The following is a 24,520-nucleotide window of genomic DNA, read 5'->3' as shown; positions in this document are numbered from 1 at the left end:
TGTCAATATTTTGTAACATTTTCGCAATAATTATCTATTGAAGAATGCCTTTGCTGTAGCTTTATCCTTATTCATTTGATTTTTAAGCTCTTCTACTGAGCCAAATTTCTGCTCTGGTCTGATGAATGTATGGAAAGCAACTCTCACATATTTACCATATAAATCTCCGTTATAATCAAGAATATGTGTTTCGATTCCTACTATTTTTTCATCTTGAACAGAAGGTTTTGTTCCAACATTGGTAACCCCGTGATATATTCTTCCATCGAAATCAATGGAAGTTGCATAAACACCGAATTTAGGCACCAGCTTTATCTTTTCAGGCATGATATTGATTGTAGGAATGCCGATTTTAGTGCCTAAATGAGCACCATGAACAACCTCTCCCCAGACGAAATAGTCATACCCAAGCATATCATTAACTATATCAATATGTCCTTCCTTAAGCTCCTCTCGGATATATGTACTACTGATATCTCGATTATTCTTTTGAATTTTGTCATAAACTTTTAGTTCAAAGTCAAAATCCTTAGAAAGTTTTTTAAGAAGCTCAACATTACCAGCACCTTTGTAACCAAAAGTGAAATCTGCGCCAACAACCATATATTTCATATTGAGATTGTCGACTAATAGCTTTATAAAGCATTCTGGAGCAGTTTCCATAAGCTTTGAATCAAATGGGCATTCAACCAAATAATCCAGTCCATTATTTTCTAGCATGAATACTCTCTCTTTATTGGTAATAAGAGAAGGTGTTTTGTCGTCTGAAACAATAGCTCTTGGAGTATTTGTAAATGTCACAAGACATGAGCTTAGCCCATCCTTCGATTTGCTGATAATATCAGAAGTTAAAAGATGATGCCCCTTATGAATACCATCAAACTTACCTACGGTAATTGCCGTAGGAGTTGAAATTTTAGCGTCAAATAATGAATGTAAATATTCCATAGTTTATTCTGTTCCTTCAAGAAAGAACTTCTCCAGTGTAAAAATAGAATCCTTGTAGTTATATACTCCCAAAAACCTATTATCAGGCAAGTAAATCCTATATTTATTATCCTCTTCAAATGCGCTTACAGCTTCCGCAAATACGTGAGTATCCGGAATTGGTGCGCCATTTATTGCATGCTTAATAGCATCCTCAGTAGGAACAACAAATACTGTCCCCATTCCCTCAAAGGCATGATCTATAGGCATCATAATGCCGTCTATATTGCCAGCCTTTACAATTCGCTCGATTTCATCCAAAGTGTGGGCATCACTAATGTCAAACATACTTACCTTTGTACGAACAAGAGACTTCATGGCGCAGCCACAGCCTAAAAGCTGCCCTACATCATGACATATGGATCTGATATAGGTGCCCTTACCACAATGAACTCGTATTGTAACTAATGGCAATTCCATAGAAATAACATCTATGCTGAAAACCTTTACTGGACGAGGCTTTCGTTCTACTTCCTTGCCAGCTCTAGCAAGCTCATAAAGCTTTTTGCCATTAACCTTTAATGCAGAATACATAGGAGGAACCTGCATGATATCACCAATAAAGGAATCCAATGCATTTATAACCTGTTCCTCTGTCACATCTACAGATTTACGATTTAGAATACGACCGCTCATATCGTAGGTATCAGTCTCAATACCAAGCTGCATTACGCACTCGTAGACCTTATCTTTATCTGTAAGCATATCGCAAAGCTTCGTAGCTTTGCCAACACAAACCGGAAGCACACCTGTCGCATCTGGATCAAGAGTGCCAGTATGTCCGATTTTTTTTATTTTTAATATACCACGAAGCCTGGCAACCACATCAAATGAAGTATACCCGGCTTCTTTATAGACATTGATTATGCCACTATTCATTTAATATAATCCTAACTCTTTAAGCTGTTTTTCAATCATGGAAACGATATTATCGATAACATCCCATGGTTTGTCGGTATCTACTGAAAAACCAGCAGCTTTCTTGTGGCCACCGCCTCCATAAACACCTGTTATAACTGTTAAATCTACATCTCCAGTTGCTCTAGTGCTGCCCTTGAAATCTCCATCAGCAAGCTCATATAAAAATACAGCAACCTCAACGCCTGTTGTATCACGAAGCTGTTGAACAATGCCCTCTAAATGCTTGCTTTCAGCACCAAATTCTGCCATATCCTCCGCTGTAATAACAGCAGCTATTACCTTGCCATCAAGATAAGTTTTGCATCCCAGTAAAGCTTTGCCAAGCATACGATTTTGTACCATAGTCTTAGCAAAATAAGTATCTGTGCAAATCTTAGGATAATCTATGCCCTTAGTCATAAGGAAACCTGCAGCGGCCATAGTGGCTTCTGTAGTACAAGAATATTGAAAAACACCTGTATCATGGATAATTCCTAAATAAAGGCATTCTGCAATGTCCTTTGTAATTTTCTCCTTGCCAATTTGGTTGTAGACTAATTCGCATGTAGAACTGTCATCTGAAATAATGTAGCTAAATTCCGAAAATCCATTATTGCTGAAATGATGATCAATACATACTGTATGCTTCGCCTTCTCAAAGAAATTAAAAGCATCTCCAAGTCTTGAGCCCTCTGAACAATCAAGAGCTATATATAAATCGAAAACAGTGTCCTCAGAAACAGTATGTATATCCTGAATCTTATCAGCGTTCTTTAAAAATTTGAAAGTGTTTGGGATGGGATCAAGATAAACATGAGCTTCCACATTTGGATAATAAGTAACAATATAGTTGTACATAGCAAGGCATGAACCTACGCAATCTCCGTCAGGTCTGATGTGTCCGCTAATACCTACTGTCTTCGCATTTGTCAAAAGCTCATGTAAATTATCTATCATATTCCCGTCTCCAATTTAATGTATTTTAGTTTTCTTCGCCGTTCTGCTCTCTTTCATGAAGAGGAGCATTGACCTCATCAATAAGCTTGCTCATCTTTGCAGCATATGCAATAGACTGATCACTAACAAATGTAATCTCAGGTGTGTTTCTAAGATTTACTCTGTGAGCAAGCTCTCTGCGGATGAATCCAGCAGAGCTCTTAAGACCCTCGAGAGTCTTTCTAGCTGCTTCATCATCCCCAAGAACTGAAATATAAGCCTTGCATGTCTTAAGGTCAGGAGCAACCTCAACAGATACAACAGATGTAACTGGTGAAATGCGAGGATCCTTTACCTCAAGACGAATAATATTGCTAAGCTCACGCATAACTTCTTCGTTTATACGTGTATTTTTAACTGAATTTTTTCTCATTATCTAGGTACCTCTACCATGATGTAAGCCTCGATAATATCCATCTCCTGAACATCGTTGAAGTCTTCAATTACGAGACCACACTCAAAGTTTGACTTAACTTCCTTAACGTCATCCTTAAATCTCTTAAGAGAACCAAGCTTACCTTCGTGAATAAGCTCACCCTCACGAGTTACGCGGACCATACAGTCTCTTTGGAAGTAACCATCTGTAACATATGAACCAGCAATGTTACCAACACCAGAAGCCTTGAAAATCTGACGAACTTCAGCATGACCGATAACCTTCTCCTCGTAAATAGGATCAAGCATACCCTTCATAGCAGACTCTACATCGTTGATAGCATCGTAAATAACCTTATAAAGACGAAGATCTACGCCTTCTCTATCAGCTGTAGCCTTTGCCTGAGGATCGATACGTACGTTAAAACCAATGATGATTGCATTTGAAGCAGATGCAAGAACTACATCGGACTCGTTGATTGTACCAACACCACCGTGGATTGTCTTAACAACAACCTCTTCGTTTGAAAGCTTCTCAAGTGACTGCTTAACAGCCTCAACAGAACCCTGAACGTCAGCCTTAACAATGATATCAAGTTCCTTAAGATTTCCTGACTCAATCTCGCTAAAGAGTGCGTCAAGAGACATCTTTGACTTAGTCTGCTCAACAAGCTTGTTCTTGTGCTCTGCAACGAATGTATCTGCAAATGCATGTGCTTCCTTTTCAGAATCAAATGCCATTAATACTTCGCCTGCATTTGGAACCTCAGAAAGACCAAGAATCTCTACAGGAACAGATGGACCTGCGCTCTTTACGCGAGCACCAGTGTCATCAAGCATTGCACGAACCTTACCATGACAGCTACCGCAGGCAACAGGATCACCAACGTGAAGTGTACCCTTCTGAACAAGTACAGTTGCAACTGCACCACGTCCCTTATCAAGCTGTGCCTCAATAACAAGACCACGAGCCTTACGATTTGGGTTTGCCTTAAGCTCAAGTACTTCTGCTGTAAGAAGAATCATTTCAAGAAGGTTGTCGATACCTTCCTTTGTGTGAGCTGAAACTGGACAGAATACTGTGCTTCCACCCCAATCCTCTGGGATAAGCTGATACTCTGAAAGTTCCTGCTTAACTCTATCAATATTTGCATTAGGCTTATCAATCTTGTTGATTGCAACAATGATTTCGATTCCAGCAGCCTTTGCATGGTTAATAGCCTCTACTGTCTGTGGCATAACACCATCATCAGCAGCTACTACAAGGATAGCGATATCTGTTGAGTTAGCACCACGCATACGCATAGCAGTAAATGCCTCGTGACCTGGTGTATCAAGGAATGTGATATCCTGTCCATTAATAGATACTGTATAAGCACCGATATGCTGTGTGATACCACCAGCCTCACGGTCTGTAACCTTTGTATCACGAATTGCATCAAGAAGTGATGTTTTACCGTGATCTACGTGACCCATTACACAAACAACAGGTGGACGTGATGGGAAGTTTGATGTATCTTCTTCCTCTTCCTTAAGAAGCTCAGCGATAACATCTACCTTTTCCTCTTCCTCACAGATACAGTTGAATTCAAGAGCGATTTCCTCTGCCTTTTCGAAGTCAACTTCCTGGTTAACTGTAACCATTGTACCCTTCATGAAAAGAGTCTTAACAACTGCAGATGCCTGAACCTTCATCTTGTCAGCAAGATCCTTGATAGTAATTCTTTCAGGAATTGTGATTGTAAGAACTTCGTCCATGTTACGCTCTGGAGCCTTAGGAGCATTGTTCTTTTTCTTCTTTCCACCATTCTTTTCAAGATTGATGAAACGCTCCTGCTTCTTGCCGCCTAAGTTGTTCTCTCTATCGTTGTTCTTCTTTTTCTTATCATCGCGACGACCGCCCTTTGAATTTGAAGAAGGTGCCATATCGGGAGCAGATGCCTGCTGCGATGGACGATTGTTTCTTCCTGCTGATGGTCTGTCGTTGTTGCGATCATTGTTACGATCGTTATTTCTATCGTTTCTGTTTCCAGGTCTATTGTTGTCGCGTCTATCATTGCGATTGTCGTTACGATTATCGTTTCTATCTCTTCTATCGTTACGCTCTGGACGCTCTGAACGCTCTGGGCGCTCATTTCTATCCTGCTTCTTTGCTGGACGTGTGTTTTCCTGTCCATCAGCTGGCTTCTTCTTTGATACAAACTCTGTATCATTAGACTGTGCAGATGCACGCTGAGATGGACGAACTCCATCAGCAAATGAACGTGGTCTGATTGGTCCTCTAGGCTGCTGAGCCTGCTTCTCGCGATTGTTATCACGATTATCATTTCTCTCGCCTCTAGAAGAATTGTCAGAGCTACGACGTCTTCTGTCATCGCTACCGCGAGTAACAACGAAAACGTTCTTTTTCTTCTTTACAGGATTTCCGTCTTTGTCTACAGGACGTGGCTTCTTAGCCTTTGGAGCTTCGGACTTTGAGAAATTCTTGCGAATTTTATCAGCCATATCGTCCTCCACACCACTCATTGCTTTTGCTTCTATTCCATTAGAGCCAAGGAAAGCAATAATATCTTTGCTTTCTTTTCCAAGCTCTTTGGCTAATTCATGTACTTTAATTTTTGCCATCTAATATCCTCCTCATCAAGCTTTATCTATCTTATCAAGGATGCTTAAGGATAGATTTTCATCGCACACTACGATTGATGCCCGATATTCTTTTCCAATTGCATGACCTAAAGATTCTTTAGTTCCGTATTCTATGTATTTAACATCATAGAACTCACACGAATTTGAAAATGATTTCTTAGTGTTATCTGAAGCATCACCAGCAACTATACAAAGAAAACCACTGCCTTCTTTAATGGCTTGCTCGCAAGCGAATTCACCACTAACAAGAGCGCCAGCTTTCATTGCTATGCTAATCATATTAAGTGCTTTATCTGTCATTTTCTAACTCCGTATATAAAATATTAAATACCTCTTCATTGACTGCCTGTCTAAGAGATCTGTTTAAAGATTTTTTCTTTAAAGCAGCATCTAGACAAGATTTGTTTTTGCAGATATATGCTCCGCGGCCCTGTGCCTTATAGCTTTTATCAAGCTGAACGCCCTGTGCCGATTTAACCAATCGAAATAACTGGTTTTTAGGAAGCATCTGTCCGCATGAAACACATTTTCTAAGAGGTAGTTCTTTGACTTCCATTACTCTTCCTCAGACTCTGCAGCATCAGACTCTGCTTCAGCGTCCTCAGCGTACTCGTCCTCGTCGTAGTACTCATCCTCATCATAGTACTCGTCGTCATCATCGTAATCTTCTTCGTAATCAAGGAAATCACCAGCTTCCTTAGCCTGTGTTTCGCTCTTGATATCAATCTTGAAGCCTGTAAGACGAGCAGCAAGACGTGCGTTCTGTCCTTCCTTACCAATAGCAAGTGAAAGCTGATAATCAGGAACAACTACGCGAGCGCTCTTTTCATCAGCGTCAGCAACAACTGCAACAACCTTTGCTGGTGAAAGTGCATTTTCAATAAGGTATGCAGGGTTCTCATCCCACTCTACGATATCGATTTTCTCACCACGAAGCTCATTAACGATTGCGTTTACACGTGCACCGTTCTGACCTACGCATGCTCCAACTGGATCTACATCCTCGTCGTTTGACCAAACAGCAATCTTTGTACGGCTACCAGCCTCACGAGAGATTGACTTGATTTCTACGATACCATCGCGAACCTCTGAAACTTCCTCTTCGAAAAGCTTCTTAACAAGCTCTGGGTGTGTACGAGATACAAGAATACGTGGTCCCTTGTTTGATGTCTTAACTTCTACGATATAAACCTTGATACGGTCCTGTGGCTTGTAGAACTCGCCCTTAACCTGCTCAGACTCTGCAAGGAATCCCTCAAGCTTACCAAGGTTAACATGGATATTGCTTCCTGAGAAACGAGTAACAACACCTGTAACAACCTTGTGCTGAAGCTCATAGTACTCCTCGTAAAGAACCTTACGTTCTTCCTCGCGGATTTTCTGTGTGATTGTGTTCTTAGCTGCTGTAGCTGCGATACGGCCAAAATCCTTTGACTTAACCTCGATGTGAAGAACATCACCAATCTGATGCTTACCATTGATGTTCTGAGCATCAGCAAGTGAAATCTCCTCAACAGGATCCATAACCTCATCAACTACTGTCTTTGCAAGAAATACATGATAAGCACCAGTCTCTCTGTCGATTTCAACTGTAGCATTATCTGCCTTTCCATAATTGTTCTTACATGCAATAAGAAGTGAATTCTCGATTGTCTCGATTAACACGTCCATGCTGATATTTTTCTCTTTTGCGAGATCTGTAAGAGCATCCCAAAAATCATTTGTATTAGCTGCCATTATTTCCTCCTATTTCTACTAGAAATCTATTGATAATTTGATTTGTGCAACGTCTGATCTATTAAACACCTCTGTGCCATCTTCAAATTCGATTGTAAAAGTATCCTTATCGAAGGCCTTAAGTGTTCCAGTAAATTCCTTAGCACCATTAACCGGCTTGTATGTCTTAATATCAACATCAAGTCCAATGGCTTTTTCAAAATGCTTATCTTTCTTTAAAACTCTGCCAAGACCTGGTGAACTAACTTCGAAGATATATCCTTCGTCTCCACCAATCTGTGGCTCTGCGTCAAGTAAATCGTTCATGCGACGGCTTACATCTACGCAATCATCAATTGTGATACCACCTTCCTTGTCGATGTAGGCTCTAAGATAATAATCTGTGCCCTCTTTAACGTATTCAACGTCATAGAGCTCAAAGCCCATCTCATCAAGAATAGGAGTTATCAATTCTTCCGTACGTTTTTCGTAATCGGTGTGTTTTGACATAAATGTCCTCCTTATTCAGTTGTGCATGTTAAAAGTGAACAAACATAGTAAAAGAGAGAGCAAAAACGCTCTCTCTTTCAGTCGCTCTCTTCAATAACAATAATCATTATATCAGAATTATTTGATTTTTCAAGCTTTTTAGGGAAAAACCCATATTAATGATGGAATAGACGAAGTCCAGTAAACGACATAACCATTCCGTACTTGTTACATGTCTCGATAACATTGTCATCACGAACAGAGCCGCCTGGCTGAGCTACATACTTAACACCTGACTTATGGGCACGCTCAATGTTGTCGCCAAATGGGAAGAATGCATCACTTCCAAGTGCTACATCAGACATCTTATCAAGCCATGCACGCTTTTCTGCTCTTGTAAACTCGCTTGGTCTTGTCTTGAAAGTTTTCTGCCATACATCATCTCCGATTACATCCTCGAATTCATCTCCAATGTAAAGGTCGATTGCATTGTCTCTATCAGCTCTCTTGATTCCATCAACAAAATCAAGGTTAAGAACCTTTGGAGACTGACGAAGCCACCAGTTATCAGCCTTCTGTCCTGCAAGACGAGTACAGTGAATACGTGACTGCTGGCCAGCACCAATGCCGATTGCCTGGCCATCCTTTACGTAGCAAACAGAATTAGACTGTGTGTACTTAAGAGTAATCATTGCAATAGCAAGATCAATCTTAGCCTGCTCTGTAAGTTCTTTATTGTCTGTAACAATATTTGCAAAGAAGTTGTCATCAATAACAAGCTCATTTCTTCCCTGCTCAAATGTAATGCCAAATACTTCCTTACGCTCAAGCTGCTTTGGAACATAGTTTGGATCAATTTTGATTACTGCATAGTTGCCGTTTTTCTTAGCTTTAAGAATTTCAAGTGCTTCTGGCTCATAGCCAGGTGCAATGACACCATCAGAAACCTCTCGCTTAATAAGCTTTGCTGTAGCAACATCGCAAACATCAGAAAGTGAAATAAAATCTCCAAATGAAGACATTCTGTCTGCACCTCTTGCTCTAGCATAAGCATTTGCAAGTGGAGTAAATTCCATATCTAAATCGTCACACCAGTAAATTTTGCGCTCTACATTTGAAAGAGGAAGACCCACAGCAGCGCCTGCTGGTGAAACATGCTTGAATGATGTAGCAGCTGCAAGACCAGTAGCCTTCTTAAGCTCGGAAACTAACTGCCAACCATTAAAAGCATCTAAAAAATTAATATAACCAGGCTTACCAGAAAGAACCTCAATTGGAAGATCCCCATCTTCCATATAGATTCGTGAAGGCTTCTGATTAGGGTTACAACCATACTTTAATTCCAATTCTTTCATTACAAAATCCTCCAAAATACAAAATTATTTATTCTTGTTTACGATACGAGTTTCTACGGCACCACTAGCGATATCGATGTAGCGTACAAAAAGCGAAACCTTGTTATCTTCATTAAGGTTCTCCCAAATAACTGATGTAAACTCATCGATGTTTCCCTTTATTTCAATTGGTGTTGGCTCTCCCTCATATGAAGGAAGTGGATTGCCATCATTCATATATGTGTGAATAAATCGGCCTGAACCAGCCTTAGGATTAGAATAATCAAAAGTATATCTGTTACATGAATCGCTATCGCCCATGTTTGATTTAAGAATTGACATTAAATAATTGAATTCACCATTTTCGATGTGAATAAGACCTGAAATACGAGGTGTGAAATTAGGGCCGTCTGGCTCGAACTCACGAAGGCGAAGTGCTTGTTCAAATGTCTTGCCTTTCTTCATTTCGTCGTAGATAGTGTCTGTCTGGTCTCCGTTTGTAACAATGGTATCATTTCCAAGTACTCGAACTGGTGCATAGATAATAAGTGAAGGGTCTGTAAGCTTTGAAGGATCGAAAGCCTGTGTGCGAATGCCCTCACCGTCCTCTACGAATACTCTGTTTCTGGAATTCTCAGAACGCCCCATAATAAAATAAGCAGAGACAGCCTTGGTTCCGTCTTCTGAACGGCCAATGACAATGCCTCTGCCTGGATACGTGGTTTCTGATAATTCTCTTGCTAAAGATTTTACTACCATGGGTTCCTCCTTTAATACATTTTCCGCAAAAATTATAACCGAACAACATCTCAAAGTCCACCATATTTTGTTTGTTATTTCCATTTATATTCACAACTTTTTCAAACAAATGGATTAAGCTTTATATACATGATTATGAGGAGTATGTAATGAAGAACGTAACAAGTTATGAAGACTTTAAGCAAAAAAATTATAGAAAAATAAATGACTATATAAATAAATGTCTATGGATTGGAATATCTATAGGCCCTCTTATGGCCATCCCTATTGCACTGGGCATAATTCATAGCATAGATTATTTCGACTGTCTATTTTTATCTGGAATCATTCTACTACTTGCTGCAATACACCGTTTTGCTATGTACAAATTTCCAGATTCTAAAAATACAGCAATTTTTGCATTGGTTTCACTAGATATATTATTGTTTTTTTTGAATTACTCCCATTTTGCAATCAAGATTACATGGTTTTTGGTGCCTTTATTAAGCATATTATATGTAAATAAAACAATATATATGTTTTCATCACTATTTAATTATATGATGATGATCCTTGCAGCATATGAAACTGCCCCTTTCTATGCAGCTAGAAAAGCTGGAAACATAAGTCCAAAAATGGAATTCAGAGGCAGCATAACTGGATACACTATAGAAGCAATACTTATGTTTATTGTTGGATACGTAATACTCGAAGTATCTATAAACTATATGAAGCAGCTGATGGAGAAATTTCTGGAAATACGTGATCACGAAAAAGATATGCAAGAGCAAATGAAAACTCTTCGCTCAATGGCTGAAATTTATAATAACGTTAATCTTATAAACTTTATTAACTCTACGGAAATTTCACTGCGTGATGAAAACAAGGTTGAGCACAAAATAGAAATGCCACATCAGAATCACACAAAAATGACTCAATCTATTAAAAAATTTGTTGTACCTGAACAATTAGATGACTTTTGGAAATTTACGGATATCACCACAGTCCGAGCAAGACTAACAAATAAAAAGATTTTATCAAGCGATTTCATCAATGCTACATACGGTTGGTTCAGAGCTCAATATATTGCCGTTGATGAGACGGCAGATGGAATTCCAAATATCGTTATATTCACTACACGAAATATCGATGAAGAGAAACGCCGTGAGGAGCATCTGATAAACATTTCCTTAACTGATGAGCTTACAAGGCTGTTCAACAGACGTTGCTATGACGATGACGTAGAAGTATATAAGAAAGAAGGCCTGCCTGAAGACTTTGTTATCTTCTCAGTAGATGTTAATGGCCTAAAGAAAGCAAATGACACAATCGGACATGCAGCTGGTGACGAATTAATTAAGGGCGCCGCAGATTGCTTGCAATCAACTATCGGCTCCTTTGGTAAGACCTACAGAACCGGTGGCGATGAATTCTTGGCAATACTACACACTAACAATCCTGGGCAGATAGTAAACGATATAAAAGCGAAAGCGGCCCAATGGAGAGGTTTATTAGTAGATAAGCTTTCACTTTCAGTAGGATATGCAGCTTATGTAGATTCACTAGATGCATCTATAGAGGATTTGGAGCATAAAGCAGACAAGCATATGTACGAAGACAAAAATAGATATTACAAAGAAAATGGCATTGACCGCCGAAAATAAAGACATAAAAAAGCTGGCCCTTAAGGACCAGCTTTTGTTTACTATTAATTAGGTTGTTGTATTGAATTTACTTATCATATCATCAGCAGATAATGAATAATCTCCGCTGTTTGTATATGACTTACGGCCTGTAATGCTTGCAAGTTCATTGCTTGCATAGGAATTAGCCATTGAAGACTTTGTTGCTACCTGATAAGCATAGCTACCAGTTCCATTAAACAGATCCTTTACATAGGTCATATTAGCTTTATTCTTTAGGAAATCTTCATCAACATTAAGATGATTCTTATTATCTATGGTAATTCCAGCCTTTCCAAGGGTCTGGGCTGTCTTAGCTGAAGTTGTAACCATCGCTGCAACCTGAGAAAGAATTCCAGTACTCTCTGACTTCTGGCCACTATCTACAAGCTCATTATATGCATCTGCAAACCCCTTTATAGCGCTATAAATCTTATCTTTGTCATAGTCCTTTGTAACATTGCCTTCTTCATCAGTAGATTCAACTTCGTTCCAGATTGAATTCTTGCCTTTAGCTAAAAGCTTATCTGTAGCTTTGCTCAAATCTGACGAATCATTTCTAATCTCACTCAAATTAGAGTCTGCAATCTTAGACTTTTTAGATGTGTCAGACTTTAGGTTTCCATCATTATCATACTTTGAATAATATGACTTAACCAACTTTCCATATGAACCTGATTTAATCTGAGATAAGCTTGTTAGAGAGCCTTCTAATCCTCCAAACATTGAATTAATGCCCGAAGAATTGTTACCTCCAAACAATGAATATATAGAATTGTTTCCAAATGAATTAATAGTTAAAGACATAAACATCACTCCTTTGAAAATAAAACATGAACATCCTTGTTCTACTGTTTTGTCTCTTACTTACATTTATACTCAATAACATAATAACAGGGACATGTGAAACTTTTGTTAAAACATATCCCATCTTTTTATAATCTTACAGAAACCCCCTGATTCCTAAGATATTTCTTTAAATCAACGATTTCCAGTTCCTTATAATGGAATAAAGATGCCGCAAGAGCCGCGTCAGCACCACCAATTGTAAGAGCATCCTTAAAGTGCTCCATATTGCCAGCGCCACCTGATGCAATGACAGGAATATTTACAGCATCAGAAACAGCCTTAGTAAGTTCCAAATCAAATCCTGCTTTTGTACCATCACAATCCATAGAAGTAAGAAGAATCTCACCGGCTCCAAGCTTTTCGCACTTAATAGCCCATTCTACTGCATCTATGCCGCAATCTAATCTACCGCCGTGCTTATAAATGTTAAAGCCTCCATCAAGACGCTTCTTTGCATCAATAGCAACAACGACACATTGGCTGCCAAATTTATCAGCAGCATCTGAAATAAGACGAGGATTGTCAATTGCAGCAGAATTGACAGAGATTTTATCTGCTCCCTCACGTAAAAGAGCTTTAAAATCATCTACAGAACGAATACCACCGCCAACAGTAAAAGGAATAAATACCTGTTCTGCAACTCGACGAACCATATCCACAACTGTATTTCTACCATCAGATGAAGCTGTAATATCAAGAAATACTACTTCATCCGCTCCTGCTTTATCGTAAGCTGCTGCGATTTCTACAGGGTCCCCAGCATCTCTTAAATCAACGAAATTAACACCCTTAACTACTCTTCCATCTTTGACATCCAAACATGGGATAATACGCTTTGTAAACATAACAATTCTCCTATATAACAAACAACTAGCAACAGGATTAAATCTCTGCAAAGTTCTTCAAAATCTGAAGTCCTACAGATGATGACTTTTCTGGATGGAACTGACAAGCAAATATATTGTCTTTCTCAACAGAAGCATGAATATGACAACCATATTCAGTTGTAGCTGTAACAATAGAGTCATCCTTTGCTTTCAAATAATACGAATGAACAAAGTATACAAATGAACCCTCATCTATACCATTAAACAAACGTCCCTGATTTGGATAATCCAAAGAATTCCAGCCAATGTGTGGAACCTTTAAGCCTGGTCCATCAGGAATTCTCACAACCTCACCATTAAGTAAATGAAGTCCCTCAACCCCTGGAGATTCTTCGCTTGAATCAAATAAAAGCTGTAGGCCCAGGCAAATACCAAGAAATGGCTTGCCGCTGGCAACATATTCTTTTATAGCTTTATCAAGTTCGTATTTTTTAAGATGGTTCATAGCATCAGCAAAAGAGCCGACCCCCGGTAACACCACATGGTCGGCTTTTTTAATTACACTAAAATCCCTGGTAAGGACAGTTTCCTTACCAAGGATTTTAAATGCTTTTTCTACACTTTTAATATTTCCTGCATCGTAATCTAGTATTGCAATCATAAATCTGGTAAACCTAAGCTTCTCAGCACCTTTCTAAGTTCTATTGTATAGTAATGACGGTTTGGCTGATTATATATAGCTAAGGCTTCCTCTTCTGATAATCCGAAAGTCTCGGACAGTTCAGAAATTAAAGTAGTGCCATATGCATCATATTGGTCGGCAATACCATATTCTGCAGCATCATCCTTATATTTTTCGTATCTTCCAACACCAATGATTAAAGAATCCAATGCATAATTGTACTGCTCATACTGAATGAATGCTTCGTATTGCTGCTGACAAAGCTGCAAATCAGCAAGAGTTCTTGCTTGATTTCTGAGTAAGGCAACATCCTCATCAGATAAATCAAAACCATTAAGCTTTTCATATGCTGCTATATAATCGCCCGCTTCGAACAATTCATTAGCCTGTGCCATATGACGCTTAAGACCTGTAAAGGTCATCCCAACCATTACTACACCAATTATTGATATAGATAATACCAAAAATGTGGCAATAATGGAAATAGGAATTTTAGGAGAATTATCAGGTTCCTTTGGTTTCTTTTCTTTTTTAGGCTTTGGTTCCTTCGGTTTCTTCTCCTTAGCCTTCTCTTTCTTAGCAGCTTCCTTCTCTTTTTTGGCCGCTTCTTTTGCAGCTTTCTTTTCTTCTTTAAGTCGTTTTTTCTTTTCCTTTGGATCTTCCTCAGGCTCTGGAACTATTGGATTTCCATCTTCATCATAGGTAATCTCAACAGTGGTATTCTTTGCTGCTTCTTCTGCAAGCTCATCCTCATCAGGAGGTCCAAAAAGTATAAGTAAAAGCTTCTGGATAATAGGGTTAGGTTCTTTCTCACCCTTTTCACCTTTTTCTTTTTTATCTTTTTTCTTCTTCTTTTTCTTTTTACCTTTGCCTTCTTCTTCTTCTTCTTCTTCCGGCTCAGATTCCTCGGCAGATTCATCAATGTCTGCAGCTTCTCCAGCACCTTCTTCATCACCACTTAAAAGTGATTGAATATCAAGAAGGTCCTCATCGTCACCTTCAAGAAGGTTTTCGAGATCCAAATCGCCATCTCCTGATAAATCAGGCTCGTCTCCATCACCGTACTGAGCTTCATCTAAAGCATCCATCTCATCAGGAAGAAATTCTTTGAGGGAATCATCAAGTGGTTCTTCATCTCCTGAATCCTCGATAATATCATCTAATGACAAACCAAAATCATCTGAATCATCAGAATCTGCAGGACTTTCCTCATCTAAAGGAGCATCCTCGGGCTCTTCAATAAAGTTGGATAAATCTATTTCTCCATCATCTGGTATCTCTATAGGTGAATCATCTGCAGCTAAATCAATCTGAGGTTCATCATCTTCAAGAATATCCTTTAAGCTAAGCTCATCAGAATCATCTTCAGCTTCTTCTGTATCAGGCTCTAACGACTCAAATTCTTCTGAAGCCATTTCTTCCTGAGAATCCATTTCAGATTCGCCTTCGTCTTCGGCAACTGGTTCTGGTTCATCCAGTTCATCCTGTGCCTTATTGACAACACTTTTAATATTATTAAGAAGAGAATTAACAACACCTTCAGAATCAGGCAATTCACCTGTTTCCTGGAAAATGCGCTCTTCCTCGTCGATTTCCTGTTCAAAATTACTAATAAATAAATCTACATCATCAGTATCCAATTCTTCTTCAAATTGGCGCAAAAAATCCTCCTCGGAAAGAACCTTTCTGAGGTATGGATGGGAAGTCTTAGTCTGTGCCTGAGAAGAATCAATTCCTGTTGCAGTAAGAAAATCCTCATCAGGAGCAACAGCCTTGCGGCTCTCAACAACCTGCTGTTGCTTCTTCATAGCATTCTCCTGGACCTGCATAGCATCAGTCTTAGCCTTATTTATTGAATTCAGTAGTCCATCTAAGTAGTCCTCTGACTGAGACATCTACATGTCCTCCCTTAAATTTAATTAAGGGGTATGCAAAGCACACCCCTCAGTTTTAAAAATTTTAATTGCCTTTACGAGCGACTTCGTATTTAGCAACAAGCTCATCAACAACGGAAATAAGCTTACCAATTTCAGGCTTTGTAAGCTGAGCATCGGCACCAAGGCTTTCGCCCTTACGTCTAATCTCGTCGTTAATAAGTGATGAGAAAATAATAAGTGGAATGTTCTTCATGGTGTCATTTTCTTTAACGAGCTTGCAAAGTCTGTGACCATCCATAAGAGGCATCTCGATATCAGTGATAATAAGATGTACATCGTTAAGAACTGTACCTCTCTTGTGGAACTCAACAAGCTTGTCCCAACCTTCCTGACCGTTCATATTAACGATAAGGTTAGTGTAACCAGCCTTCTTCAAGCACTCAACAATAAGCTTTGAAAGAAGTGGTGAATCTTCACAAAGTAAAATAGGTGATTTACTACGATCTTTTGTCTCGTAATCATCCATTTCTGAAACCTTAAGACCAGTCTCAGGATTGATATCTGTAACAATCTTCTCGAAGTCAAGAATAACAACGAGTCTGTCTTCTAACTTGATAACACCTGTTGAAACTCCAGATTCATCAGAACTGATAGTTGCATCAGGCTTGATGATGTCTTCCCAAGAAACACGATGAATTCCGAGAACCTCATCAACGTGGAAAGCTGTATTCAAACTATTGAAGTTTGTAATGATGAATAAGCCGTCTGTATCAGCTTCATCTGTAATATTTAAGCACTTGCGAAGAGAAATGACAGAAATCATAATATCTCTTGGCATGAAGATACCTTCTATAGAAGGATGCGCATTAGGTAGAGGTGTTACTGGTTGATATAACAAAATCTCCCTAATCTTGGCAACGTTAATTCCATAGAAATTTTTGCCAACCTTAAATTCAAGTACTTCGAGCTCGTTAGTGCCCGACTCTAATAAAATATTAGTATCCATGCAAATCTCCTCTCATTTAAATCAATTATATGATTTATATGGTTGTCCCTCTTGTTGTGCCATCACTTGTAATGAATAATTCAAGTGAGGATATATTTTCTACTGACGAATCGCTGAATAGAAAGACCAAAATAAATGATTTTGATTCTCCAGCTGCCAGTATGCCATCATAGTTAGCTAAATCATTTGACAATGGTGTGTACTGGGTACTTGCTTTTGTTCCACCATTTAATGATAAATTGTATGTTCTTCCTGTATAATTTGAAAAATTAACAGATGAATCTGATGTATTTTTCGCTTCAATAGAAAGTACTATGTATTTTTTGCCAGAAACCTGTTGTAGAACAAAATTATTTGTTTTGTAATCGGAAGTCACATCAAACTCAGAGCAAGTAAATTCTACACCTGGTATCTCAATTGCATCAGTCATAGAATATCCTGCATCCTCAGAACCTTCTTCGTCAGTGCCTTCTTCAGTCTCATCTGTAACTATAGGTTCGCCAGTTTCTGGATCATATTCGACTTCTGTATTTTCCTCGTCAATTACCTCTTCTGTTTCCTCAGATTCAGCTTCATCAGGCTCATATTCATCATCCAACTCACCAGCTTTAACGCGGGCATTGGCAATTCCTGTTGTCTGATTTTTATTGAATTTTGAAACAGTTTTTGAGGCATAAGCTGTGATTACCGCCTCTTCTTCCTCTGTCATAGTGTACAAAGGTTCACCACAAGCGGTGAAAAGTAGAGAAAAACACATAACCGAAATCAAAAGGAAAAATCTTTTAATTTTCATGCTATCTCCTAGAAGAATAAACTAATCATTAATGGTATGTTAGCATTAATATGTGTATTGTTCAACACAAAAAATCAGAAAATTCTATGAATTTTGTTTGATTTTTGTGTCTTTTGTCAAAGTTAACTCAAACCAAAATTCAACTCCATTTGGCAAGTTTTCTACACCAAATTTTTCATGCATCAAATCCATTGTAGCTTTAACAACTGACAATCCGATACCACTGCCGCCATATTCACGGCTTCTAGCCTTATCAGCTTTGTAAAACTTCTCCCAAATGTGCTTGATGTCCTTCTTGGCAATGTTATTTCCGGAATTGAATACACTAATTCGAACTTTGCCTTTTTTAACAAAATCATATCTTACATTAATGATGTTTTCATTTAATACATAGTGAATTGCGTTACTAATAAAGTTAGTAATAACCTGCTCCACTAAGAATTCGTCTGCATGAACCACACAAGGTTCTTTGTTGATAAATGAATAGGTAATATTCTGAGCTTCGAAATTGATTTTATTGCTATCAACAACACTATCAATCATCTCTGTTACGTCAAAATCAACCATATCCATATTCATCTGACCAGCTTCAAGCTGATTAAGAATGAGCATTTCTCTAACCAAACGGTTCATCTTGTTTGCTTCATCAATGATGATATCAAGATAAATCTGACGGCTGTTCTCATCCTCCATAATGCCCTCCTGCAGACCCTCGGCATAGCCTTGGATAAGGGCAATTGGTGTTTTAAGCTCGTGTGAAACATTTGATACGAATTCTTTTCGCATGTTTTCATTTTCTTCACGAACTTCAAGATCGTGTTTCAGGCTTTCATTAGCAGTACGAAGCTGGCTAATTGCACGTTTTAATGTAGTAGACATTTCATTAACATGCTCACCCAAATCATCCATCTCATTATATATAACCTGAGGCGTGTACTTTGCTTCGAAATCGAAGTTTGAAATACGCTTCGTTATATCAATTATGTTAAATAATGGCTGAGTAAACTTAGCAATCGCAAAATGACTAAATACTGTAGTCATAAGAATCGCAATCATAACCATATATAGGAAAAACTTGTTTGTGATTGAACTGGTATGCTCCATTGCAGATAAAGTAGCTCTAATAAAAACGATACTACCATCAGGGAGCAATCCTAATAGAACAAGATAATCATCCTCTGAACCTGGAAAAGCCTGCTTAAAAATCTCGTAATTATCATTCTTGTTAATGACATCTACAGATTCATCGTTTGAAAACATTGAATAATTGAGTTGATTCAATAAAATCTCAGAATTAGTATTAGACGAAATTAAAGGCTCTCCGCTAGCGCCTGTAACAACGCAATTTACAGAAAACCTATCAAATAAGGCTGCTATTTCTGCTTCATAATCTTGTCCGTATAAAACACCCTCATTGCACTTATTAGACATGATATCGTAGAGCTCTACCATATCATGTCTCTTTGTTAAAACATAATAATCGCCTAAAAAGCAGGATGATAGAATACTAACAATAACAAGTGAACCAAGTATGATTGTAACTATCAATCCTACAATTTGGCGATTAATTTTATTAGACCTTTGCGTCGACTTCAAATTTATACCCCATGCCCCAAATAGTCTTGATGTAGTTTCCCTTATCGTCTAACTTACTACGAAGCTTTTTAACGTGAGTATCGATTGTTCTAGCATCTCCAAAGTAATCATAGTCCCAAACATGATTGAGAATCTTTTCTCTTGAAAGAGCAATTCCTTCATTATTGATGAAGTAATAAAGCAACTCGAATTCCTTAACAGAAAGCTCTACAGGAGTACCATCGTTAGTTGCTACATGTGCATCAACATCCAGCTGAATGCCACCAGCTTCAACAACCTTCTTGCCGATTGAATCATCTGTGCTTCTTCTAAGAACTGCATTAACTCTGGCCATAAGAATCTTTGGAGAAAATGGCTTATTAATGTACTCATCAGCACCAAGCTCAAAACCATTAAGAACATCATTTTCCTCGCCCTTAGCTGTAAGCATAAGAACAGGTATAGAAGAAGTCTCTCTGATTTCTTTCAAAACGGCAAACCCATCAACTTTTGGCATCATAACATCCAAAATGATAAGTGATATCTCGCTGTCCATATAGAACATGTCGAGAGCCTGTTCCCCATTTTCGGCCTCTATGACCTCGTAATCCTCTCTTACCAAATAATCCTTGATAAGTTTTCTCATTCGGCTTTCATCATCAGCCACAAGAATTTTGTTTTTAGACATAACACCAACCCCAATCCTTGAAATAATATTATTGTTGTTCCTGTTCCTTCTCCCTGATAGCTTCTTCTCTTTCGGTAAGATCCTGCTCCCAAGAAGAATACTTGTCGATTAGCTTTTCTTCGTAATCGAGTATGGTCGGGCTGTTTATTGTGGTACTCACATAAAACATTCCCAAAACGCAAAGCAACAATGCAATGCAAAAAATTAATAGGACTTTGTTGATAGCTTTTAGTCTTTTGATTTCTGAGGAATCATTTGTGACTTTAGCCACAACTTTTTTATCGGCTTTTTCCTTCTTAGCTTTAGATACTTTTTCATCAGAAGATGAATTTGTATCTTCTGTTTTTTCTTCTGGTGTCACGTCTTTAGGGGGTTCTTCTAAAGAATAAACAGGAGGAATATCCTCTGGCGTAAAAACCTCTGAATCTAAAAGATTCTGCCTAAGCTGAGCTAGAAAACTCATACCGATTTCAGTGGAAAACATTCGCTGATTCAAAAGCTTTTTATATACAGTGAGCACAGCATTCTCATCGCTGTCTTTGATCTGCCCCAAGATATACTCAACTGCCTTAAGCTCTTTGGCGGCTTTTTTTGCTTTATTCTCATCATCGAAGATGTATCCACCAATATTATACTTAGCCATATCAATCCTTTAAAATAATTGTATATAATTATTTTAGCAATTTGTACCAAAAAAATCTATCTTTTATTTAATTATTTTCGCAGATTTTTGCTAAACCGAATATAGCTATTACCACTCCTGCAAAAGTGATGATTGTACCAAACCATAAAGCAGGTGTTACACCAATAATTCTAATTAATACACCGCCAAGTAAGCTTGAAAGTAAATTACTAAATGTCATAGCTATAGTTACAAAAGCCTGTCCTTTAACAGCATCCTGCTTATTCATGATTTCATCTACAAAATGAACAGATGCTGGTATGAAAATTGCAAAAGCCAAAGCTTGGAACAACATACTGAAATATAAAAATCCAACAGATGTTGCCAAGGTTGTAACAAGAATTTTAACAAAATAAAATACCGCAGACACACTAAGAAGCTTTTTGGTGCCAAATTTATCCTTAAGCTGATTAAAGAAAATCATAGCAGGAAGCTCTACGATTGCCTGTAGTGCTAGGAGCCCTCCGTTGCTTGCCTCGTTTCCTCCAACATTGACGGTGATTTGATATAAGAAATTGTTTATCAAAACATGTCCAAAATAAAAGCAAACAACACCAATTAAAAATACGAAAAACATCTCATATTTACTAATAAAATTCTTTACTAATTCTAAACTGAAACTATCTGATTTTGATTCTTCGGAAAACGGATCATAATCTTCATTAATTTCAATTCCCGAATTCTTTAATTCTCTATATATAAGAATGATTACAACAACAAAGGCTGCAGAAACAATAAATCCAAGAATAGTTACTGCCCTTTCAGATGTAAGAGTCATGAAATTTCCAACAAGCAAACTCATTATAAAAAAGAAGAAAGACCCGCTTGCTCTGGCAACTCCAAAGTTCATTTTCACATTGTATTTTTCAATATGGAAATTAAGCGCATTTAAAAATGGCTGTATTACTGTGGCAACCATAGCTCCAATAAAGAATGTGAAGCTAGTTCCAAAGCCCTTAGAATTTGTTCCTATAGCAAAGAATAAATCCAAGGTAACAACAGCACCAAGCAAAGCTAAAACATCTACCACATCAAAGCTAGCAGCTTTATCTGTCAGATATGAAACAACCTGTTGTAACACTGTAGCTACTAAAAAGGCGATAGCAAATAAAGCACCTATCCCAACTGTGGAATAACCTCTGTTAGATAAATAAGCTGAGCCCATGCTGATTGTGCAGCATACCATCATCCAGTATAGACCCTGAGCTATTATGTAGTATAAATTCAGTCTGTACTCTCTTGACTCTTTAATTTGAAAAATCATGTCTAACTCCTTAAAATTATTTTAATATATTATGAATTTTAGAATTCTAACAAGCTTTTATGATATATTATTAATGAATTTTTAAACATCTGAAAGGAAAGAATATATGGCAAAAAAAGTTTTAAAAACCATTCTTATTATTCTACTAATCATCGTTCTTTTACTTGTCGGATATGTAGTTTATGTATTCGCTTCGTATTATCGTTTAGACGATAATCTAGAACTCGAAATCGAAGGTTCAGCATCTACAGATACTCTTTCTATCGGAGAAACCTATCGAATATCATCTGCAAATCTTGGATTTGGTGCATACTCTGCAGACTATTCATTCTTCATGGATGGCGGCACAGAGTCATGGGCATACTCAAAAGAAGCTGTGTACGATAACATCAATGGCTCAGTAAATAGCGTTATGTCATTAGACCCAGATTTAATGTTGTTCCAAGAAGTAGATATCGATTCTACAAGAAGTTATCACGTAAATCAGAAAGATCTTATCATTTCAGATTTAGCTGATGCTGATATAAGTGATGTAAACTACACTTTCGCGCAAAATTATGATAGTCCATTCTTGATGTATCCTTTTACTCAGCCTCACGGTAAGTCAAAAGCTGGACTTTTAACAGTTTCACCAGCCACAATAACAAGCTCTATCCGTCGCTCTCTTCCAATCGAAGAAGGCTTATCAAAGTTCATCGACCTGGATAGATGTTATTGCAAAAACTATATTGATCTTGATAACGGCAAGCAGCTTGTTTTATACAATGTTCATTTGTCTGCATACACTACAAATCCATCAACTGCAGAAAACCAGGTTGTCATGCTCAACGAAGATATGACCGCTGAGGTTGAGGCTGGTAATTACGTTATTGCCGGTGGCGATATGAACAAAGATATGCTTGGTGATTCATCTGCATATTTTGGAACAACCAGCGAAGCTAATTGGGCTCAGCCATTCCCAGAAGATTTATTATCTGATGGCTTTAGCGTTGTAGGTCCACTTGATGAAGCAAATCCTGTTCCATCATGTAGAAACGCCGACACACCATACACCAAGGATTCCTTCGTATTAACAATCGATGGTTTCATTGTTTCTTCAAATGTTAAGGTTGAATACTCAAATGTATTAGATACAGGCTTTGCGTATTCAGACCACAATCCAGTCTATATGGACTTCATTTTAGAATAATATTAAGCATTCTTTTTGGCACTGCTTGAGCTTGTGCCACAGAGCTTATCAACTGATTTGATGATTTCCTGAATCTCAGGTAGATAGTGCTCATGGTTAATCATGAGCCTATCTATTTCATCTCTTTCTTCTTGAACAATCCTTCGATGGTCATCCAATCTATCCCTAATCTTCTTTCTTCGCATAACAAGTCTATGTCTGCATTCTGACATATCCTGTTTATCAACAAGGGCATTTACCTGATTCAACCAAATCTTATCATCAGCAAGTCCAATCTCACCTAAAATTCTCTCCAATTTAGAATTGTAAAACTCAAGGTCCTCATTGTTTTGAATATATCTTTGCTGGTCTCTAAGTTTATCTTGATATTGTTCCCAAACGTACTGAAGCTCGGCTGAAGTTTTGACAAAATATCTATCTTTCGAATACTCAACTGAATTGGTCACATTAACGTATTTCATTCTTTCTACGTTGAGCATACTAATAGCCTGATTTAGATGAACAATGGCAACTTTGTTTTCTCTGGCAATTGTATTCTGACGAACAAAAACAATAAATCCGCTAACAGCGCAGATAAATAAAACTATAAACACCCAGATAGAAATATCTGCCTGAGCTGCATTGTACATAGCAAGCAATAAAATAAGCAGCGTCATAAAGGATGCAAGAATGGCAACGGCCATCTTTCTAAAGAGTTTAATCTGACCCTGAAGCTCTTCTCTTTCGATTTCCCATCGACTTTTTTCACCTTCAAGATAGGCAAGATTTCGCTTAAGCTTTGCCTGATATATTTCGTCTGATGCAAATCGATTAATGATTTCAGGCATATCAGCCTCATCATCAGAAATCACTTCGTATTGTTCATCTGTAATGTTTCTCTGGATTGATCTTGCATTAACAAGATTGTTTTCCAATTCGCATATACGTGACGCAGTATTACGAAGCTCCTTTGCTTTTTCCTTTGGCAGATTCTCTATAGCCTTTATATCATTAAGATAACGAGTAACAATTCGATACTCCATCTTTTGGCGTTCCATAGCCTTAGTGGATGCAATAATCTGCTCGCAGGAATCCAAAATATAATGTTCAAGCTTCTTTGGATCTTCTTCCCAACTATCGATCCCTTCGATTTGGGAATAAACTCTGTTAAAAGCATCATCAATTTTAGCTGCTCTAAGTTCTTTTTTCTTTTTTCTACTTGAAAAAAATCCCATACATTTCTCCC

Annotated in this window: 24 protein-coding genes; 2 read left to right on the top strand and 22 right to left on the bottom strand. The window is 37.9% G+C overall.

Going from position 1 to position 24,520, the window contains the following annotated elements; translation table 11 throughout:
* Positions 1-30: 30 nt before the first annotated feature.
* The 11 genes from BM102_RS02930 to BM102_RS02880 all read right to left on the bottom strand — a co-directional run bounded on the left by BM102_RS02930 (position 31) and on the right by BM102_RS02880 (position 10,202).
* Positions 31-948 (bottom strand): bifunctional riboflavin kinase/FAD synthetase, encoded by a 918-nt coding sequence (locus tag BM102_RS02930; RefSeq protein ID WP_090478778.1) that lies wholly within the window; start codon positions 946-948, stop codon positions 31-33.
* 3 nt (positions 949-951) lie between these two features.
* Entirely contained in the window at positions 952-1,866 is a 915-nt protein-coding gene (truB, locus tag BM102_RS02925; protein ID WP_090478775.1) for a tRNA pseudouridine(55) synthase TruB, read from the bottom strand.
* On the bottom strand, positions 1,867-2,844 hold the full coding sequence (locus tag BM102_RS02920; RefSeq protein ID WP_090478772.1) for a DHH family phosphoesterase: 978 nt from the start codon (positions 2,842-2,844) through the stop codon (positions 1,867-1,869). It lies immediately after the preceding gene.
* A gap of 25 nt (positions 2,845-2,869) precedes the next feature.
* Positions 2,870-3,256 carry a 30S ribosome-binding factor RbfA gene (rbfA, locus tag BM102_RS02915; protein WP_033154189.1) on the bottom strand — a complete coding sequence of 129 codons (387 nt, stop codon included), beginning with the start codon at positions 3,254-3,256 and terminating at the stop codon, positions 2,870-2,872.
* Positions 3,256-5,883 carry a translation initiation factor IF-2 gene (infB, locus tag BM102_RS02910; protein WP_090478769.1) on the bottom strand — a complete coding sequence of 876 codons (2,628 nt, stop codon included), beginning with the start codon at positions 5,881-5,883 and terminating at the stop codon, positions 3,256-3,258. The genes rbfA and infB overlap by 1 nt, the downstream gene beginning before the upstream one ends.
* A 15-nt stretch (positions 5,884-5,898) precedes the next feature.
* A complete protein-coding gene (locus BM102_RS02905; RefSeq protein WP_102048062.1) occupies positions 5,899-6,204 on the bottom strand; it encodes a L7Ae/L30e/S12e/Gadd45 family ribosomal protein in 306 nt (101 codons plus the stop codon).
* Complete coding sequence (gene rnpM / locus BM102_RS02900) at positions 6,194-6,460, bottom strand: RNase P modulator RnpM (protein ID WP_090478766.1); 267 nt, start codon at positions 6,458-6,460, stop codon at positions 6,194-6,196. The genes BM102_RS02905 and rnpM overlap by 11 nt, the downstream gene beginning before the upstream one ends.
* Positions 6,460-7,641 carry a transcription termination factor NusA gene (gene nusA / locus BM102_RS02895; protein WP_044934634.1) on the bottom strand — a complete coding sequence of 394 codons (1,182 nt, stop codon included), beginning with the start codon at positions 7,639-7,641 and terminating at the stop codon, positions 6,460-6,462. The genes rnpM and nusA overlap by 1 nt, the downstream gene beginning before the upstream one ends.
* An 18-nt stretch (positions 7,642-7,659) precedes the next feature.
* Positions 7,660-8,130, bottom strand: a complete 471-nt coding sequence (gene rimP, locus BM102_RS02890; protein WP_033154192.1) for a ribosome maturation factor RimP — start codon at positions 8,128-8,130, stop codon at positions 7,660-7,662.
* A 155-nt stretch (positions 8,131-8,285) separates the two neighbouring features.
* Positions 8,286-9,464 carry a phosphoribosylaminoimidazolecarboxamide formyltransferase gene (locus BM102_RS02885; protein WP_090478763.1) on the bottom strand — a complete coding sequence of 393 codons (1,179 nt, stop codon included), beginning with the start codon at positions 9,462-9,464 and terminating at the stop codon, positions 8,286-8,288.
* Positions 9,465-9,488: 24 nt separating this feature from the next.
* Positions 9,489-10,202, bottom strand: a complete 714-nt coding sequence (locus tag BM102_RS02880; RefSeq protein WP_074788974.1) for an IMP cyclohydrolase — start codon at positions 10,200-10,202, stop codon at positions 9,489-9,491.
* A gap of 149 nt (positions 10,203-10,351) precedes the next feature.
* On the opposite strand from BM102_RS02880, the gene BM102_RS02875 reads away from it, so the two are divergent.
* The gene (locus BM102_RS02875) at positions 10,352-11,845 is read left to right on the top strand and encodes a diguanylate cyclase (RefSeq protein WP_090478758.1); all 1,494 of its coding nucleotides are present in this window, start codon (positions 10,352-10,354) and stop codon (positions 11,843-11,845) included.
* Between the two features lie 48 nt (positions 11,846-11,893).
* Here BM102_RS02875 and BM102_RS02870 read toward each other — a convergent pair whose 3' ends face one another.
* From BM102_RS02870 to BM102_RS02825, 10 genes are all read right to left on the bottom strand, one after another.
* Positions 11,894-12,670, bottom strand: a complete 777-nt coding sequence (locus BM102_RS02870; protein WP_090478755.1) for a flagellar filament capping protein FliD — start codon at positions 12,668-12,670, stop codon at positions 11,894-11,896.
* Positions 12,671-12,798: 128 nt separating this feature from the next.
* A complete protein-coding gene (hisF, locus tag BM102_RS02865; RefSeq protein ID WP_090478753.1) occupies positions 12,799-13,557 on the bottom strand; it encodes an imidazole glycerol phosphate synthase subunit HisF in 759 nt (252 codons plus the stop codon).
* A gap of 37 nt (positions 13,558-13,594) precedes the next feature.
* Positions 13,595-14,200, bottom strand: a complete 606-nt coding sequence (gene hisH / locus BM102_RS02860; protein WP_090393891.1) for an imidazole glycerol phosphate synthase subunit HisH — start codon at positions 14,198-14,200, stop codon at positions 13,595-13,597.
* Positions 14,197-16,116 (bottom strand): midas domain-containing protein, encoded by a 1,920-nt coding sequence (locus tag BM102_RS02855; protein ID WP_090478750.1) that lies wholly within the window; start codon positions 16,114-16,116, stop codon positions 14,197-14,199. The genes hisH and BM102_RS02855 overlap by 4 nt, the downstream gene beginning before the upstream one ends.
* A 64-nt stretch (positions 16,117-16,180) precedes the next feature.
* Entirely contained in the window at positions 16,181-17,104 is a 924-nt protein-coding gene (locus BM102_RS02850) for a chemotaxis protein (protein WP_044934656.1), read from the bottom strand.
* Positions 17,105-17,138: 34 nt separating this feature from the next.
* Positions 17,139-17,897: a hypothetical protein gene (locus tag BM102_RS02845; RefSeq protein ID WP_090478747.1), complete on the bottom strand. Its 759-nt coding sequence runs from the start codon at positions 17,895-17,897 to the stop codon at positions 17,139-17,141.
* 84 nt (positions 17,898-17,981) lie between these two features.
* Positions 17,982-19,493, bottom strand: a complete 1,512-nt coding sequence (locus BM102_RS02840) for a sensor histidine kinase (protein ID WP_143085454.1) — start codon at positions 19,491-19,493, stop codon at positions 17,982-17,984.
* On the bottom strand, positions 19,471-20,160 hold the full coding sequence (locus tag BM102_RS02835; protein WP_033154202.1) for a response regulator transcription factor: 690 nt from the start codon (positions 20,158-20,160) through the stop codon (positions 19,471-19,473). The genes BM102_RS02840 and BM102_RS02835 overlap by 23 nt, the downstream gene beginning before the upstream one ends.
* A 28-nt stretch (positions 20,161-20,188) precedes the next feature.
* Positions 20,189-20,803: a hypothetical protein gene (locus BM102_RS02830; protein ID WP_090478744.1), complete on the bottom strand. Its 615-nt coding sequence runs from the start codon at positions 20,801-20,803 to the stop codon at positions 20,189-20,191.
* A 67-nt stretch (positions 20,804-20,870) separates the two neighbouring features.
* Positions 20,871-22,106 carry an MFS transporter gene (locus tag BM102_RS02825; RefSeq protein WP_090478742.1) on the bottom strand — a complete coding sequence of 412 codons (1,236 nt, stop codon included), beginning with the start codon at positions 22,104-22,106 and terminating at the stop codon, positions 20,871-20,873.
* Positions 22,107-22,212: 106 nt separating this feature from the next.
* On the opposite strand from BM102_RS02825, the gene BM102_RS02820 reads away from it, so the two are divergent.
* Positions 22,213-23,295, top strand: coding sequence for an endonuclease/exonuclease/phosphatase family protein (locus BM102_RS02820; protein ID WP_090478739.1), 1,083 nt, complete (start codon positions 22,213-22,215; stop codon positions 23,293-23,295).
* Positions 23,296-23,297: 2 nt separating this feature from the next.
* On the opposite strand, the gene BM102_RS02815 is transcribed toward BM102_RS02820, so the two are convergent.
* Complete coding sequence (locus tag BM102_RS02815) at positions 23,298-24,509, bottom strand: AAA family ATPase (RefSeq protein ID WP_090478736.1); 1,212 nt, start codon at positions 24,507-24,509, stop codon at positions 23,298-23,300.
* Positions 24,510-24,520: the final 11 nt, after the last annotated feature.

Source organism: Pseudobutyrivibrio sp. JW11 (genome assembly GCF_900115355.1).
Classification (GTDB): Bacteria; Bacillota; Clostridia; order Lachnospirales; family Lachnospiraceae; genus Pseudobutyrivibrio; species Pseudobutyrivibrio ruminis.
Note: the sequence above shows the minus strand (reverse complement) of the source record. Positions and strands in the feature narration are given on the sequence as shown.